This window comes from Kitasatospora sp. NPDC001132, assembly GCF_053598415.1.
Genome location: NZ_JBSFKF010000001.1, coordinates 128,916 through 144,851, shown reverse-complemented (window position 1 = coordinate 144,851; position 15,936 = coordinate 128,916). Strand labels below are relative to the sequence as shown.

General features: G+C 75.2%; 11 protein-coding genes. 6 read left to right on the top strand and 5 right to left on the bottom strand.

The window, feature by feature from the left end; translation table 11 throughout:
* Positions 1 to 303: 303 nt before the first annotated feature.
* Complete coding sequence (locus ACWDBE_RS00635; protein ID WP_449806676.1) at positions 304 to 1,563, bottom strand: alpha/beta hydrolase family protein; 1,260 nt, start codon at positions 1,561 to 1,563, stop codon at positions 304 to 306.
* 375 nt (positions 1,564 to 1,938) lie between these two features.
* Here ACWDBE_RS00635 and ACWDBE_RS00630 point away from each other — a divergent pair, with 375 nt between their 5' ends.
* The 5 genes from ACWDBE_RS00630 (at position 1,939) to ACWDBE_RS00610 (ending at position 9,723) form a co-directional block, all read left to right on the top strand.
* Entirely contained in the window at positions 1,939 to 3,732 is a 1,794-nt protein-coding gene (locus tag ACWDBE_RS00630; RefSeq protein WP_449806675.1) for an RNA ligase family protein, read from the top strand.
* Positions 3,732 to 6,590 (top strand): RNA repair domain-containing protein, encoded by a 2,859-nt coding sequence (locus tag ACWDBE_RS00625; RefSeq protein WP_449806674.1) that lies wholly within the window; start codon positions 3,732 to 3,734, stop codon positions 6,588 to 6,590. The genes ACWDBE_RS00630 and ACWDBE_RS00625 overlap by 1 nt, the downstream gene beginning before the upstream one ends.
* Before the next feature lie 213 nt (positions 6,591 to 6,803).
* Positions 6,804 to 7,724, top strand: coding sequence for a transglutaminase-like domain-containing protein (locus ACWDBE_RS00620; protein WP_449806673.1), 921 nt, complete (start codon positions 6,804 to 6,806; stop codon positions 7,722 to 7,724).
* A gap of 68 nt (positions 7,725 to 7,792) precedes the next feature.
* A complete protein-coding gene (locus tag ACWDBE_RS00615; RefSeq protein WP_449806672.1) occupies positions 7,793 to 8,386 on the top strand; it encodes an ArsR/SmtB family transcription factor in 594 nt (197 codons plus the stop codon).
* A gap of 38 nt (positions 8,387 to 8,424) precedes the next feature.
* Positions 8,425 to 9,723, top strand: coding sequence for an MFS transporter (locus ACWDBE_RS00610; protein WP_449806671.1), 1,299 nt, complete (start codon positions 8,425 to 8,427; stop codon positions 9,721 to 9,723).
* 28 nt (positions 9,724 to 9,751) lie between these two features.
* On the opposite strand, the gene ACWDBE_RS00605 is transcribed toward ACWDBE_RS00610, so the two are convergent.
* The 3 genes from ACWDBE_RS00605 to ACWDBE_RS00595 all read right to left on the bottom strand — a co-directional run bounded on the left by ACWDBE_RS00605 (position 9,752) and on the right by ACWDBE_RS00595 (position 13,482).
* Positions 9,752 to 10,951, bottom strand: coding sequence for a cytochrome P450 (locus ACWDBE_RS00605; protein ID WP_449806670.1), 1,200 nt, complete (start codon positions 10,949 to 10,951; stop codon positions 9,752 to 9,754).
* Between the two features lie 72 nt (positions 10,952 to 11,023).
* Positions 11,024 to 12,013, bottom strand: a complete 990-nt coding sequence (locus ACWDBE_RS00600) for a terpene synthase family protein (protein WP_449806669.1) — start codon at positions 12,011 to 12,013, stop codon at positions 11,024 to 11,026.
* A gap of 110 nt (positions 12,014 to 12,123) precedes the next feature.
* Positions 12,124 to 13,482: a cytochrome P450 gene (locus ACWDBE_RS00595; RefSeq protein WP_449806668.1), complete on the bottom strand. Its 1,359-nt coding sequence runs from the start codon at positions 13,480 to 13,482 to the stop codon at positions 12,124 to 12,126.
* 273 nt (positions 13,483 to 13,755) lie between these two features.
* Here ACWDBE_RS00595 and ACWDBE_RS00590 point away from each other — a divergent pair, with 273 nt between their 5' ends.
* Positions 13,756 to 15,168: a pyridoxal phosphate-dependent decarboxylase family protein gene (locus ACWDBE_RS00590; protein ID WP_449806667.1), complete on the top strand. Its 1,413-nt coding sequence runs from the start codon at positions 13,756 to 13,758 to the stop codon at positions 15,166 to 15,168.
* Between the two features lie 64 nt (positions 15,169 to 15,232).
* Here the strand turns inward: ACWDBE_RS00590 and ACWDBE_RS00585 are convergent, their stop codons facing one another.
* Positions 15,233 to 15,736 (bottom strand): DinB family protein, encoded by a 504-nt coding sequence (locus tag ACWDBE_RS00585; RefSeq protein WP_449806666.1) that lies wholly within the window; start codon positions 15,734 to 15,736, stop codon positions 15,233 to 15,235.
* Positions 15,737 to 15,936: the final 200 nt, after the last annotated feature.

The window sequence follows — 15,936 nt, the reverse complement described above, 5'->3', positions numbered from 1 at the left end:
GTGGTCGGCACCCGTCGGGGCATGGGCGAACCGGGGCAGCGCACAGGGATGCCGGTGAGGCCGGCGATGACGAACCGCAGTGGATCTACGGCCATGGGTGCCTAGTTAAGATGACTAATTCGACCGGGGCAAGAGTTCGGATCTTCTTCGCCCGTCCGAACGTTCGTCTCCGGACACGACCGGCGGAGACCGGCTCGATCTTGACCGGAATCGTTCGCCGAGGACGCCCCGGCCCCCGGGGCGGGCCGGAGCGCACCGGGGCGAACCAGGGCAGAACGGGACGGATCCGCCGAGCCGGCGGGCCTACTTGGCGAAGCGGACCTCCGGATGGGCCGCCGAGGGCCCGTCCAGCAGCCGGCCCGGGCCGTCGAGCAGGTGCCGGTCGAAGAACGCGCCGAGGTAGGCCCGGGTGGCGGCGAGCGCGCGGTCGCCCTTGATGCTGCCGTACTGCTCCGCGAGGCCCTCGGGCGGCAGTCGGTCGCGGATGCCGAGGGCGTCCACCAGCCAGTGCACGTCGCAGAACGACAGGCGTCCGGCCTCCGGCAGGTCCAGCCAGCGCTTCCAGCCGGTCAGGTGCCGCCAGGCCTCGTCCCAGTTCGCCGTCGGGGACTGGCCGGCGTGGCGCTGCGCGCCCAGCAGCAGCACCGGGCGGGAGAGGCCGTCGACCGGGAGCGGGACGAAGAAGTCGCCGTCCAGGTTGGCGGCGGCGCGGATCCGTCCGTCCTGGCGCATCGCCTCGACGGCGCTCGCGCCGCCGATGGAGTGGCCGGCCGCGCCGATCCGGTCGCGGTCGATCCGCAGGCCTCGGACCAGGCCGGGCCCGGGCGCGGTCAATCGGTCGATCAGGAAGCCGATGTCCTTCGCCCGGCTGCGGATCACCTCGGCCGCCAGCCGGTCGTCCACCTTGTCGCAGATCAGGCAGGCCTCGATCCGCCCGTCGGGGAACTGCAGGGCCGTCTCGTAGGTGTGGTCCAGTGCGGCCACCGCGTAGCCCCGGGCCGCGAGGTCCTCGGCGAGGGCGGTGAGCGAGGAGCGGTCGTAGCCGAAGCCGGGCGAGAGCACGACCAGCGGGTGCCGCCCGGGCGCCGGCACCGTGCGGGCCCTGACCCCCGTGCGGGCCCTGACCCCCGTGCGGGCCCTGACCCCCGTGCGCACGGCGGCGAGGTCCGGGGTGCCGTACTGGGCGGTGGACATCTCCGGGGAGAGGTACGGCAGTTGCTCGCCGCGCACGGACTGCGCCGGGTACCAGAGGGTGGCCATCAGTTCGCGGGTGGCGGCGTCCGGCCGCCAGGGGTCGGGCCGGCCGGTGTCCACCAGGTGGACCGAGGTGGCGCCGATCGGGCGGCGCGTGGTGGGCGCGGGCACCCGCACCTCGGCCGCCGCGCCGGCGGGCGAGGCCGACAGGGCTGATGAGCCCGGCGAAGCCCAAGAGGCCGCGGCGGAGGGCGGCGGTCCGGCGGCCGGGGAGACGGCCGACGCGGTCTGCGGGCCGGCCAGCGAGAGGAGGGCGGCCATGGGTACGGCGAACCGGGCGGCGTTCCGCCACCGGGGAGTTGTCGACATGACGCCACGTTGGGTTCACGGCCGGTGCCGACGCGTCCTGCCCGCGACGTAACCGGCTCAGCCGCTGGTCGGACCCGCCGCGCCGGACGGACCCCGCCGCTCGGGCGGAGCGGCCTCCACCCTGAGCGGGCGGGCAGGTCCGGAAATGTGCGAGGGCATCGTCGACGGGTGTGCGGCGGTTCAACCGGGGACGGCCCCCCGGGCTGCGGGTCAGGGGCGGGCGGCGCGGCGGATGACGAGCATGTCCTGGGTGTGGCCGATGGCGTACCGCCGGGCTCTCCCCTGCGACCGGAGGCCCCCCGGTTAATCGGTGGCCCGGGCCTCGCGACCGCTCCTACAGTGTCCGCCGGATCAAGAACGCCCAGGGAGCCGGACATGCGTGTGCACTACCCCCGGACGCCGCATCTGCCCTGGTCACCGGGCGCCGCGGCGGACGACGTACGGACCGGGGACCTGTCCGCGCTGGCCGGCGCCGAGGTCGTCGTCACCGAGAAGCTGGACGGCGAGAACACCACCCTCTACCGCGACGGCCTGCACGCCCGCTCGCTGGACTCCGCCCACCACCCCTCCCGCGCCTGGGTGAAGGGCCTCCAGGGCCGGATCGCCCCGCGCATCCCGGACGGCTGGCGGATCTGCGGCGAGAACCTGTTCGCCCGGCACTCGATCCCGTACACCGACCTGGAGAGCTGGTTCTACGGCTTCTCGGTCTGGACGGGCGGGACAGGCGGGACAGGCGGAACGGGCGGCACGACGGGCGGGACAGGCGGGCCCGACGGCGGGGACCATTGCCTGGACTGGGACGACACCGTCCGCTTCCTGCGCCGCCTCGGCATCCCCACCCCCCGGGTGCTGTGGCGCGGTCGCTACGACGAACGGGCCCTGCGCGCCCTGCGGTTGGACCTCGACCGCCAGGAGGGGTACGTGGTGCGGACCGTCCGGGGCTTCCCCCGGGCCGAGTTCGGCGAGCGGGTCGCCAAGTGGGTGCGCCCGCGGCACGTGCGCACCGACACCCACTGGATGCACGCCGCGGTGGTGGAGAACGGGCTCGGCCCTGGCGCCGCGCTCTGGGCCGTACGGTCCGGCGCGCTGCCCGAACCCCCCGCCCTCGCAGCCGCCCTGGAGCTCCCTGAACTCACCTGCCCACCCGAGGAGTTGGCCCAGGTATCGGCCCGGCTGGACGAACTCGGCCGGGGCGGCGACGCCCGGCTGGCCGGCGTGCTCGCCACCGCGCTGCGCACCGCCCCCCGCCAGTCGCTGGCCCCTCGGCTGGCCGGGCCACTCGGCCTGCCGCTGGCCCGGCGGGTCGCCGACCTGGTCGGGCTGCACCCGGCCCTCCAGCGGCCCTACCCGGACGAGGAGCGCCGCGCCGGGCTGGTCAGGCTCTCCGCCGCTGCCGACCTCGGGGTGCTGCACGCCGTCGCCGCGACCGCCGCCCCCGGCCGGGCGGAGCGCGAGCTGGTCGCCTGGTCGGCGCTGTACGCCGAGGACGCCGGGCTGCTCGACCAGGCCCCGCTCGCCCCGCTGCGGGCCGGCCTGCGCGAGGCGCTGGCCGGCCTGGACCGCGACGCCGCCGACCGCTGCTGGGCCCAGGCTCGCGAGGCGTACGCCCTGGGAAGGATCGCCACCGCCGAGGAGGCCGTGGCGGCCACCTGGCGCTGGCGCGACGGCCGCTTCCCCCGGCTGGTCCACCTCTGCGGCCCCTCCGGCAGCGGCAAGAGCAGCTTCGCCGCCGGGCTCGGCGGCGTCGCCGCCCGGATCAGCCTGGACGACCTGCGTGCCGCCCGGGGATCGCGCGCCGACCAGCGCGACAACGCCGAGGTGCTGCGCGCCGGGCTGGCCCGACTGGAGGCCGCCCTGGTTCCCGGCGACCCCACCGGGCCCACTGCCGTCTGGGACGCCACCTCGCTCAACCGACAGCAGCGCTCCCTCGTCCACGCCGTCGCCCAACGCCGCGACGCCCTGGTCACCCAGGTCGTGCCGGTGGTCGGCGCGGAGGAGCTGCTGCGCCGCAACGCCGTCCGGCCGCACCCGGTGCCCGCCGAGGTGCTCGCCTCGCAGCTGCACCGCTACGGCCCGCCGTACCCCGGCCAGGCGCACCGCACCTGGTACCTCGGCCCCGGTGGCACGGTGGAGGACACGGCGGGCACGCTCGACGAGCAGGAGGACTGATGCGCCCCATCGAACAGATCTGCCAGCGCATCCGCTGGGACGCCCGCTTCGACCCGGCCCGGTTCACCCTGGGCGTGCGCCAGCGCGACGACCGCACCGAGCGCGTCCCGCTGGAGGCCTTCACCGCCTCCGGCGAGATCCCCTGGCACCGGGTGCACTGGGTCGAGGCGGACGGCGTACGGGTCTGGGACCGCGCCTCGGGCGTCGACCTGCTCGACCGCACCGAGGCCGGGCGCCGCACCGACCCGCCCCGGCTGCCCGCGCCCTTCTTCACCGCGACCACCCCGTACGCCTGGCACCCGGACGGCGGCTGGCGGCCCGCGGAGGCCGGTCCGCGGGCCCCGACCGCCCCCGGCCTGCGCGTGGTCACCTGGAACACCCTCTGGGACCGCTACGACACCGACCGCATCGCCACCGCCCGCCGCAGGCCCCTGCTGCTCGCCGCGCTGGCGGCCGCCGACGCCGACGTCATCGCCCTCCAGGAGGTCGAGCCCGCCCTGGTCACGCTGCTGCTGGCGGCGCCCTGGGTCCGCGCCGGGTACACCCTGGGCACCGACCCGATGGGACCTGAGGTCGACGACCACGGCCTGCTGCTGCTCAGCCGGCTGCCGGTGCTGGCGGCCGGACGGCACACGCTGGGCCCGCACAAGGCCGTCACCGCCCTCTCGGTACGGACCGCCGGCGGACCGCTGACCGTCGCCGCCGTCCACCTCAGCAGCGACCACTCACCGGACGGAGCCGGCCGGCGCCGGGCCGAACTCGCCCGACTGGCCGAGGGCTTGGCCGGGGTCGAGGGCGAGCTGCTGCTGCTCGGGGACTTCAACGACGCCCGCTCCGACGCGTCGGGACCGGCCGCCGCGCTCGGCCTGCGGGACGCCTGGACCGAGGTGCGCGGGCCCGCCGACGACACCCCGACCTTCGACCCGACGGCCAACCCGCTCGCCGCGGTCTCCTCGCTGACCGGCCGGCCGGGCCGCCTGGACCGCGTCCTGCACCGCGGCGACGGCACCCGCGCCACCGCCGCCGTCCTGCTCGGCGACCGCCCGGCCGAGGACGGGCTCCTCCCCTCCGACCACTACGGCGTGGCCGTCGACCTCATGCTCGACGGCGAGGGCTCCGGCGGCCGCCCACCGGGCGTCCTGGACGCCGCGTCCACCGTCCGCACCGCCGTCGCCTGGCTGCCGCCCGAGGAGCTGTGGCCGCCGATCCAGCGGCTGCGCGAGGCGTACGACCCGCAGCTGCGCCGCTGGCCCCCGCACGTCAACCTGCTGTTCGGCTTCGTCCCGGAGGCCGAGTTCGACCGCGCCCTGCCGCTGCTGGGCGCGGCGGTCTCCGAGGTGGCGCCGTTCACCGCGCGGCTGGAGGGCGTGCACACCTTCGGGCACCGCGAGGACGCCACCGTCTGGCTGGACCCGGCCGCCGCGTCCCCCGCCCCGTGGGCGGCGCTGCGGCACGCGCTGGAGCGGCGCTTCCCCCGCTGCCGCGGCCGGGCGGAGGGCTTCACCCCGCATCTGACCCTCGGGCGCAGCGCGGACCCGCAGCGCGCGGCCGCCGACTGCGCGGCCCGGCTCACCGCGGTCCCGGCCCGGGTGGGCGAGCTGGTGGTGCTCTCCCGTCGGGGCGCCGAGCCGATGCGCCCGCGCGCGGTGGTCTCGCTGGGGACGGGCGAGGTGCGGACGGTGCCCGAGCAGCCGATCGCCTCGCCCGCCCCGGAGTCGGCCCGACACACCGACACCGCCCGGGCGTTGGCCCGACGCGTCGCGGCGGCCCTGCCGGAGGGCGTGGTGCACACGGTCGGCTCCCGGCGGCTGGGCTGCCAGCTCGACGGAGGGGACCTGGACCTGGTGGTCGCGCTGCCCGGTGCCGCCGACCTGCCCGCCGTCCGCGCCCGGGTGGCGGCCGCGCTGCCGCGGGCCCGGGGGCTGCGCGAGGTGCGCGGCGCCCGGGTGCCGGGGCTCCGGCTGGCCGCCGACGGCCTGTCGGTCGACCTCGTGGTGGTCTTCACCGGCGCGCTCGATCCGGCCCTAGCCGTCGACCGCCGTGCCGATCTGGGCGAGGCCGAGGCCGTCGCGCTGAGCGCGGTCACGGACGCCGAGGCGATCCTCACGGCGCTCGGCGACCGCCACGCCCGCTTCGTCCGGTTGGCGCGCCAGGTCAAGGCCTGGGCCCGGGCGCGCGGCCTGGACTCCGCGCCCTTCGGTCAACTGCCTTCGCTCGCCTGGTCGGTGCTGGCCGCGCGGACCGTCCTGGACGCGGCCGACGACCCCGAGGACGACCTCTTCCCGCGCTTCACCGAGACCTGGGCGAGCTGGGACTGGCGCCGGCCCGTCGCCCTCACCGGCCACCCGACGCCTCCCTCCTCGGGCCCGCTCACCGTCCTCACCCCCTCCGCCCCGGTCCGCAGCTGCACCACCCAGGTCGGCGCGGAGCTGCGCGACCTGCTCGCCGAGGAGCTCTACCTCGCCTGGGAACTGACCACCGAGGCCGCCGAGGCCGGTGAGGCAGCCGCCGGTGCGGCCGCCGAAACCCCCTGGCCGGCCCTGCTCGCCGCGCCCCCGCTGCACCGCCGGCACGCCGCCTGGGCCGTGGTCGACACCGACGAGGAGTCACTCGGCCTGGTCCGGGGCCGCATCCGCGCCCTGCTGACCACCCTGGAGGAGGCCGGGGCCACCCGGCTGCACGCCTGGCCGCACCCGTACCGGACCGCCGACAGCCGCGTCCACCTCCCGATCGGCCTCGGCCCCGCCCCGCTCCCCGCCGCCCGGATCGCCCCGCTCGCCAAGGCCTGGTCCCGGAGCCTGCCCGGTGTCCGGGTCGAGTACGTCGACGGCGGCGGCGTCCCCACTCCGACCCGCTGAACCACCGGACGCCCTGGCCCGCCGAACCACCGGGCGCCCCCGGCCCGCCGGACCACCGGGCGCCGCCGGCCTGCCGGACCCATCCCGATCGCCCGCACGACGCCCGCCCGAGGAACCACACCGACCAGCCGAACCACCCCTGCCCGTCCGGCTCTTCTGGACAACCGCCCGCAAAATTTGCCACGGTGAGGACCAGCGGCCCAGCCATCGATCATGCGGCCGAAGCCCCATGGGAGTTCCCCCGTGCCCTCCGCCGACTTCCCCGCCTTCTACCTCGGGCAGAGCGTCTTCTCCGACCCCGGCGCCCACCTCCCCCGCTACACCGAACTCCCCAAGGATCCGAGCCGACTCGCCCGGATCGCCCGGAACCTGATCATCCATCGGCTCGAAGGCCGACTGTTCCACCACCCCATCCCGGCCGACCGGCTCCACCACGACGCCGAGACGCGCTACCTCGACGACATCCTGCACCTGATCGCCGACCGCGACCCGGCCCCGCTCAGCCACCCCCGGGCGCCCGCCGACCGCTTCGTCGGCGTCTGCCGGGACCTGGCCCTGCTGCACTGCTCCTTCCTCCGCCACGTCGGCGTCCCGGCCCGGCTGCGCTGCGGCTTCGCGGACTACCTCGGCCCGGACGGCTTCCACTGCGACCACGTGGCCACCGAGTACTGGGACGACCGTCGCGGCTGGCTGCTCGCCGACCCTCAGCTGGCCGACCCGAAGGTCGCCGCCGCCTGGGGGGTGGACTTCGACCCGATGGACGTCCCGCGCGACCGCTTCCTGGTCGCCGGCCGGGCCTGGCGCACCATCCGCTCCGACCGGGCCGCCGCCGACTCCTTCGGCGTCCACCCGCCGGAGGAGGGCCCGCTCAACGGCGAGTGGTTCGTCGCCCACTCCACCCGGCTCGACCTCGCCGCCCTGAACAAGGTCGAGACCCTCCTCTGGGACACCTGGGGCACCGGCTCCACCAACACGCCCCACGCGCCGTACGACGAGGTGGCCCACCTGACCGTCGGCCCGGTCGACCTCTCCGCCGTCCGCCGCCTCTTCGCCGAGCACGACGCCCTGCGCACCCCGAGGACCGTCCTGTCCCTGGCCCCCTTCAACGGCCCCCGCGAGGTCACCCTGCGCTGACGGCCGCCCCACTCCCCAGATCCGAAATTTTCATTGCGCAATTTTTCTTTCAGATCTATCGTCGAAGCATGCCCGAAGAGCCCCGGCCCGACCGGATCACCGACCTGTCCCGTCTGAAGGCGTTCACCAACCCGCTGCGGATGCAGCTCTACCGCCTGCTCTACGCCGCCGGCAGCGCGACCGCCTCCCAGCTCGCCGAGCAGGCCGACCAGGCGCCGTCCCTGGTCAGCTACCACCTGCGCAAGCTCGCCGAGCAGGGTTTCGTCACCGAGGCGAGCGGCCGGAGCACCGACGGCCGGGAGCGCTGGTGGCAGGTCGCCTCCGAGGAGGGCTGGGGCTTCCGGGAGTCCGAGCTCGCCGGCACGCCCGAGGGCGCCGCCGCCGTCAACGCGGTGACCAAGGGCCTGGTCGACTCCCGCTCCGCCCAGTACCGCGCCTACCTCGACCAGAGCGCCGCCTGGGGCCGGGAATGGGCGGACGCGGCGTTCAGCTCCGAGTGGATGCTTGATCTCACCGCGCCCGAACTCGCCGAACTGAACGAGGAGTTGCAGGCCCTCTCGCGCCGCTGGCGGGAGCGCGGCAAGGCCGCGAGGACGGCCGGCGACACCGCCGGCCGCCAGCACGTGTCCGTCCACCTGTACGGGTTCCCCTTCCGCCCCTGACACCGGCGCCGCCGTGTCCCCGACCGCCGGAGTCCCGGATGACCCTCGCGGAACCGACCCTTCCCCGCGCGAGCGCCACACCGCCCGCCCACCGCGACGGCAACGTGCTGCGCTGGCTCGCCGCGTACACCGCCTCCCTGATCGGCGACAGCGTCTACTTCGCCGCCCTCGCCTGGGCCGCCCAGCGGTCCGCCGGGCCCACCGAGGTCGGCCTGGTCATGGCCGCAGGCGCCGCCCCGCGCGCCCTGCTCATGCTCGGCGGCGGCGTCCTGGCCGACCGGCTCGACCCGCGCCGGGTGATCCTCGGCAGCGACGCCCTGCGCTGTCTGCTGATCCTCTCGGTGGCCGCCGCCATCGCGATGACCGCGCCCGCGCTCTGGCTGCTGGTCGCGGTGGCGCTGGTCTTCGGTGGCGTGGACGCCCTGTTCGTCCCCGCCGTCGGCGCCCTGCCGCCCCGGATCACCCGCGCCGACCAGCTGGCCAGGGTCACCGGTCTGCGCTCGCTGGCGATGCGCCTCGGCCAGATCGCCGGACCGCCGCTGGGCGGCCTGGCCATGGGCCTGGGCGGCCCGGCCGCCGCCTTCGCGACCGCAGGACTGCTGTTCGCGCTCTCGCTGCCGCTCCTGCTCTCCGTCCGGATCAGCCCGCTCGAAGCCCCGTCAGACGACGAACACCCGGACAACGCACATCCGGACGCCGCCGCGCCCCGGCGCGGCACCCCGCGCGCCGACCTGCTCGACGGGCTGCGCTACATCCGCCGCCACCCACTGCTCGGCCCGCTGGTCGCCGCCGGAGCCGTCTGCGAACTCGGTCTCACCGGCACCCTCAACGTCGGCATGGTGCTGCTCAACGCCGAGCGCGGCTGGGGCCCGTCCGGCTACGGCTGGATCGTCGGCTGCTTCGGCGCCGGGGCCGCCGCGAGCGCCGCGCTGCTCGCCGTCGTCGGGCGCCTTCCCCGGGCCGGCCTGACCATGGCCGCCACCCTGCTGGCGGGCAGCGTCGGTGCGGCGGTCATGGCGCTCGTGCCGCAGCTGTGGACGGCGGCCGTCCTCGCCGCCCTGGTGGGCCTGGGTGCCGGCGTCTTCGGCAGCCTGGACGGCGCCCTGATCCAGACCACCGCCGACCCCGCCTACCTGGGCCGGGTCACCTCCGTCACGATGCTCACCATGGTCGGCCTCGCCCCGCTCAGCTATCCGCTGGTCGGCGCCGCCATCGGTGCCTGGGGCACCGCCCCGGTCTTCGTCGGCTGCGGCGCCCTCTCCTGCCTCGGCGCCGCGCTGGCCCTCGCCTCCCCGGCGGTCCGCCGCGCCGAACTCCCGCGCGCCACCGCCCGCTGAGCCCCGCCGGGCCTGCGCGACGAACCCGCTACCAGGCGACCGGGAGCGCCTCGACGCCGTAGACCGTCGAGCCCCCGCGGAAGCGGAGGTCGGCCTCGGGGACGGCGAGCCGCAGGGCGGGGAAGCGCCGCAGCAGGGCCGGCAGCGCCACCTTCAGTTCCAGCCGGGCCAGTTGCTGCCCGAGGCACTGGTGGGCGCCGAAGCCGAAGGACAGCTGGGCGACCGGGCGTCGGCGCAGATCGAGGTCGTCCGGGCGCTCGGGGACGAGTTCGGGGTCGCGGTTCGCGGTCAGCGGGGAGAGCAGCACGTGCTCGCCCGCGGCGATCCGGTGGCCGTTGACCTCGACGTCGGCCACGGCGGTGCGCAGGAGCGGTGCGGGGATGGCGAGATGGCGCAGCAGTTCCTCCACGGCCGGGCCGGTGACCTCGGGGTCGTCGCGCAGCGCGGCGAGCTGCTCCGGGTGGCGGAGCAGGGCCAGCACGCTCAGGGCGAGCATCGTCGCGGTGGTCTCGTGCCCTCCGACCAGCAGGGTGGTGCCGAAACCGACGAGCTCCTCGTCGGTGAGCTCCGCGCCGTGCTGCCGCACCACCTCACCCAGCACGCCGTCCCCGGGCGTGGCCCGGTTGTGGGCGACGATCTCCGCCATGGCCGTGTTCAACTCGGCCGATGCGGCGACCAGCTGCCCGGCGTCGGCGGTCCCGTCCATGATCACCTGGGAGCAGCGCTGGAACATCGCCCGGGTCCCGTACGGGACGTCGAGCAGTTCGCAGATCGCCAGCGAGGGGATGGGCAGGGCGAAGTCCTCGACCAGGTCGGCCACCGGCCCGCGCTGCGCCATGGCGTCGAGGTGGTCGGCGACGATCGTCTCGATCGCGGGGCGCAGCCGCTCGACCTGACGGACGGTGAAGCTGCCGGTGAGCATCCGGCGCAGGCGGCTGTGCTCCTGGCCGCTGTAGGCGGGCAGGAAGCCCGGGTGGTTGAACAGGGTGCGCGGCAGCGAGGGGTCGATGCCGTTGCCCGTCACCAGGCGCTCGTCCGCGAACGCCGCCCGGACGTCGCCGTACCTGGTGATGACGACGGCCTCGATGTCGCCGCGCACCGGGTGGGTCACCCGCAGGCGCGGCAGGCCGTCCTCCTCGCGCATCCGGCGGAGGTCGGGCGACGGGTCGAACGGGCAGGTCCGGTCCCGTTCGGAGGCTACGAAGGACGCCGAGCGGCGGTCGGGCATGGTGCGGGCTCCTCAGCTGGATCGGTCCGGGGAACGCGGGTCGTGGAACGCGGGTCGTGGAACGGCGGGGCCTCACCCGTGGTAGCGGGTGGAGGCGTGGTGCCAGTCGTAGGCGCCGCGGATGGTGGTCTGCAGCGTCTCGGTGCAGTAGCGCCGCAGCAGGTCGCGTTCGGCCGGGTCGAGGCGGCCGGCCGCCGTGGCGTCGAGCAGGGCCCGGTGGGCGCCGGTGAACAGCTCCAGGGCTTCGCTGCGGCGGTGCAGCGCCCGGTCCACCGCCTCCAGCCGGGTGAGGCCGTGTTCCCGTTCCAGGCAGAGCACCAGGTTGTTCTGCTCCCCCTGGGTCGCGTCCTTCTCCAGGGAGACGATGTCGTTGTCGCAGATGATGAAGGTCTTCGTCATCTCGCGCATGACCGACAGGTGCGGCAGCGCGTACAGGTGGTCGGGCAGGACGCAGGAGGACAGCCGCTCGGCGAGGTCGATGACCGGTGCGACCCCGATGGTGTGGCGCCGGACCCGCAGGTAGGTGCTCAGCGGCAGCGGCGCTCCGGACTGTCGGCTGCGCGCCTCGTGGACATGGTGCTCCAGGTAGGAGGACCAGTGGACCTCGGACCGCCGGATCCAGTCTTCCGGCATGCCCTGGCAGCTGCGGCGGCGCATGTCGGCGAAGGCGGCGGCCAGCGGCAGCGGTGACGCCTCGCCGGTGACGCCCTCCCGGACGAGTCCGACCAGGTGGCGGACCCGCTCGGGCGAGGCGCCCCACTGTTCGTCGAGCGCGTCGTCGAACAGGAAGTACCAGCTCTGCTGGTCGACGCCGAGGTCCAGTTCGCTCCCGGTCGCGTTCGGATAGAACATGGCCGCGATCAGCGGGAACTGGCCCTTCAGGTGGTGGGCCCGCTCCGCTTCGGTGGCCAGGAAGCCGAAGGACTCCGGCCAGGCGAGGTGGCGGTCGTGGGCGTCCCGGAAGTCCGGGCTGATCCGGGGCGGGAAGGGAAGGGAGTCCAGGTCCGCGGCCTGGGCCGGCGCCTCCTGGTCCGGGGACAGGGGCTCTGCCGTCGATGTCATGGTGTGGCGCACCTCCGGGAAGGGGACCGGTCGGCCCCGGGGACGGAGCCGGCCGGTCGGGACGGGGCCGGTGGACCGGTCGGGACGGGGCCGGTCGGAACGGGAACGGTTCAGCCGGCCGGCCAGGGCGAGACGCGCATGGGCAGCGCGTTGGGCCGGATCAGCGCCTGGACCACCGGCCGGACCCGGTGCCCCGCGACCGGCCGCGGACGCCACCGGGAGACGATCGACCGCAGGACGACCAGCATCTCGGTCATCGCGAAGTGGTCCCCGATGCACTTCCGGTTGCCCAGGGCGAACGGGACGTAGGCGCCCGGCGGCAGGTCCTTCTCCGGGCGGACGAGCCAACGGTCCGGGTCGAACCGCAGTGGGTCCGGGTAGTACGCCGGGTCCCGGTGCATCGTCAGCGCGCTGTAGATCAGCTCGGCCCCGCGCGGGAGGTCGACCCCGCAGACCCGCGCCGGTTCCAGGGCGCGCCGCATGAGCAGCCAGCTGGGCTGGTGCAGCCGGAGCACCTCGCGCAGGAAGCGGTCGGTGAACGGGAGCGTCGCCGGGCCGGGCAGGGCGCCGGCGGGCAGCGCGTCGCACTCGGCCTTCATCCGTTCGGCGAGGTCCCGGCGCCGGCCGAGCTCGTGGAGCGCCCAGGCCAGGGTGGTGGACGTGGTCTCCGCCCCCGCCATCAGCAGGGAGAGCAGTTCGTCGCGGGCTTCCAGGTCGGTCATCCCCTCGGGCTTGCCCGGGGTGCCGGCGAACATGATCGACAGCAGGTCGCCGCGGTCGTCGGGGTCGTGTCGGGCCTGCCGGACGGCGGTGTCCGCGAGTTCGCGCAGCGCCTCGGCGGCGGCCAGGTACCTGCGGTGCCCCAGCGCGGGTGAGGAGGCGATCGGAGCGGGCAGCAGGGTGCCCACGAAGACCCCGCGCATCACCGTGGTCAGGTGCTCGGCGACGCGTTCCCCCAGCTCGGCGACGGCCGCGGCGCCGTCCGGGCGTTCGGTGCTGAACAGCGTCGCCACGAGCATGGCCGTCATCATCCGGCGCAGCACCAGGTCCATGGCGATCACCTCGCCGGTGCGCCACGCCGACACCTGCTCCTCGGCGAGGTCGGTCATCGTGCCGACGCACGCGGCGATGCTGTCCCGGTGGAAAGCCGGTTGGAGCGCCCGCCGTTGGCGGATGTGGAAATCCCGCTCGGAGGTGATGATGCCGTTGCCGATGAAAGGCCGTGCGACGTCGAACAGCAGCCCTTTGCCGAACTTCCGGCTCTGTGTCAGGAGAACCTCGTGGACGGCCTCCGGCGAGTTCAGGACGAACACCGGGCGATTCCCGAGGAATATCCTGACGATGCCGCCCTGCGCCCTGATCGACTGCAGGAACTCGACCCGTCTGACGGCCAGCTGCGGCAGGTGACCGAGTAGTGGAACGCGCCCCTGTGCCACGGGCGCCGCCACGGGAGCGGTGGTGGAACGCACAACCCTGCACCTCCCTGAAGCCTGGGATCGAGAACTCGTCGGACAATGGAACGTTCACTCGCTCGCGGTGCACGGTGATCATCGTTCGCCACCTCCGGAGAGGTCAAGGGACCGGCTGGAACTGCGACTGCCGGGGTGGTTTCGAGCCGAGCGGCGTGAATTCCCCCCACCTGTCGAAGGTTTCAGGCCACCCACACCGGATTGGACCGCGACGCCGCCCGCCCCGGTGGCTAGCCTCCAGCACACCGCCCGACCGACCGACGGAGAAACGCCATGCACCCCGAACTCGCCGCCGATCTGCACCGGTTGCCCGAGATCCTGGAGGAGGCCCGGCGGCACGCGCTCGCCTTCCTGGCCGGCCTCGACGAGCGGCCCGTGGTCGCCCGGCCCGAACGGCCCGAGGCCGGGCCGACGCAACCTCCCACCGTCACCCCGCTCGCCACCGAGGGCGGCGGGGTGCGCGCCGCCCTGGCGGAGTTCGAGCGGCGCTGGGAGCCCCGGCTGTCGGCGAGCGCCGGGCCGCGCTACTTCGGGTTCGTGACGGGCGGGGCGACACCGGCGGCACTCGCCGGCGACTGGCTGACCTCGGCCGTGGACCAGAACTCCAACTCCTCGCTGGATCCCGCCGGTCAGCAGCTGGAACGGGAGACGGTCGGCTGGCTGCGCGAGCTGTTCGGCCTCTCGGCGGCGCACCACGGCACCTTCGTGAGCGGCGCGGCGATGTCGAACACGGTGGGGCTGGCGGTCGCCCGCGAGTGGCTGGGCGAGCGGCTCGGCGTGGACGTCGCCGAGGACGGCGCCGGCGCGCTGGGGCCGGTGCAGGTGCTGTCCGGCAGCGCGCACTCCAGCGTCGCCAAGGCACTGTCGGTGCTGGGCCTGGGCCGCGCGGCACTGCGGGCGGTGCCCGTCCTGCCGGGCCGGGAGGCGGTGGACGTGGCGGCGCTGGAGCGGGCGCTGGCCGAGGCGGACGGGCCGTGCGTGGTGGTGGCCAACGCCGGGACGGTCAACACCGTCGACTTCGACGACCTGCGGGCGATCGCCGCGCTCCGCGAGCGGTACGGGTTCTGGCTGCACGTGGACGCGGCCTTCGGCGCCTTCGCCGCGCTGTCGCCGGAGCACGCGGAGCTGGTGGCGGGCCTGGACCTCGCCGACTCGGTCTGCGTCGACCTGCACAAGTGGCTCAACGTGCCGTACGACAGCGCCGTGCAGTTCACCCGCCGCCCGGACCTCCAGGCCAGGGTCTTCCGGAACGCCGCCGCCTACCTCGGGCCTCTCGGCGAGCACCCGGACCTGGTCCACCTGACGCCGGAGAACTCCCACCGGCTGCGCGCCCTCGCCGCCTGGTTCACCCTGCGGGCGTACGGCCGCGCCGGGCACCGGGAGATCGTGGAGCGCTGCGTCGCCGGTGCCCGGGCGCTCGGCGCGGAGGTGGCCCGGATCGACGGCCTGGAACTGCTCGCGCCGGTGCGGCTGAACGTGGTCTGCTTCACACTGGCGGCGGACCCGACCCCGGAGCGGCTGGCCGAACTCGCCGCCGAGTCGGCCGAGGAGGCCTTCCTCACCCCCACCCACTACGCGGGGCGGCCCGCCCTGCGCGCGGCGTTCAGCAACTGGCGCACCACCGAGGCGGACGTCCGGCGGACGGCGCGGGCGCTGGCCCGGGCCGTCCGGAAAGCGACGGCCTGAGCGCCGGACCGGGGTGCCCTGCTCGAACCCGGGGACAGGTCGAACGGGAGCCCCCGACGAGCCGTCAGCGCCGGTCGTGGTCCCCCGTCCCGCCGTCGATCAGTTCGCGCAGGATGTCCATGTGCCCGGTGTGCCGCGCCGTCTCCGTGGCCATGTGGGCCAGCACCCAGCGCAGCGAGACGGTGTTGCCCGACCAGGAGGTGCCGAGGTCGTCCAGCGCGAGCTCCCGGATCGCCTCGTCGGCACCGGCCCGGGCCCGCGCGTAGAAGGCCAGGACATCCTCCGTCGACTCGTGCGCCTCCACCCGCATGTCGGACTCGGGATCGGCGTCGATGTCGAACGGCAGCGGGCCCGTCTCCCGGCCGAACGCCTCCCGGAACCAGCCGAGTTCGGCACCACCGAGGTGCTTCACCAGCCCCAGCAGGTTCGTCCCGGAGGGCGTCATCGGACGGCGCAACTGCTCGTCGTCCAGCCCCTCCAGCTTCCACAGCACCACGTCGCGGTGCCGGTCCAGCGCCGCATGAAGGATTTCCTTCTCCTCGCCCGTGAAGGGCACACTGTTGCTCATGCGCGGGACCGTACCAGCCCCCACCGACAACCCGTTCCGGGAGCGGCTACGGCCACCGCCCCCGGCCGTCCGGAATCACGGGTGCGCCCCCTGCCCGTAGCACCGCCCGCGCGGTGGGTCAGCCCGTCCAGGAACTCCGCGTGCGCGACGCCGCTCTCACGCCCGACCCCAGCGGCTCGCGCCGGACGCCGAGACGGATT

Coding starts and splice junctions, on each gene's coding strand:
- ACWDBE_RS00635 (WP_449806676.1), bottom strand. CDS start 1,563: ATGTCGACAACTCCCCGGTGGCGGAACGCCGCCCGGTTCGCCGTACCC.
- ACWDBE_RS00630 (WP_449806675.1), top strand. CDS start 1,939: ATGCGTGTGCACTACCCCCGGACGCCGCATCTGCCCTGGTCACCGGGC.
- ACWDBE_RS00625 (WP_449806674.1), top strand. CDS start 3,732: ATGCGCCCCATCGAACAGATCTGCCAGCGCATCCGCTGGGACGCCCGC.
- ACWDBE_RS00620 (WP_449806673.1), top strand. CDS start 6,804: ATGCGGCCGAAGCCCCATGGGAGTTCCCCCGTGCCCTCCGCCGACTTC.
- ACWDBE_RS00615 (WP_449806672.1), top strand. CDS start 7,793: ATGCCCGAAGAGCCCCGGCCCGACCGGATCACCGACCTGTCCCGTCTG.
- ACWDBE_RS00610 (WP_449806671.1), top strand. CDS start 8,425: ATGACCCTCGCGGAACCGACCCTTCCCCGCGCGAGCGCCACACCGCCC.
- ACWDBE_RS00605 (WP_449806670.1), bottom strand. CDS start 10,951: ATGCCCGACCGCCGCTCGGCGTCCTTCGTAGCCTCCGAACGGGACCGG.
- ACWDBE_RS00600 (WP_449806669.1), bottom strand. CDS start 12,013: ATGACATCGACGGCAGAGCCCCTGTCCCCGGACCAGGAGGCGCCGGCC.
- ACWDBE_RS00590 (WP_449806667.1), top strand. CDS start 13,756: ATGCACCCCGAACTCGCCGCCGATCTGCACCGGTTGCCCGAGATCCTG.
- ACWDBE_RS00585 (WP_449806666.1), bottom strand. CDS start 15,736: ATGAGCAACAGTGTGCCCTTCACGGGCGAGGAGAAGGAAATCCTTCAT.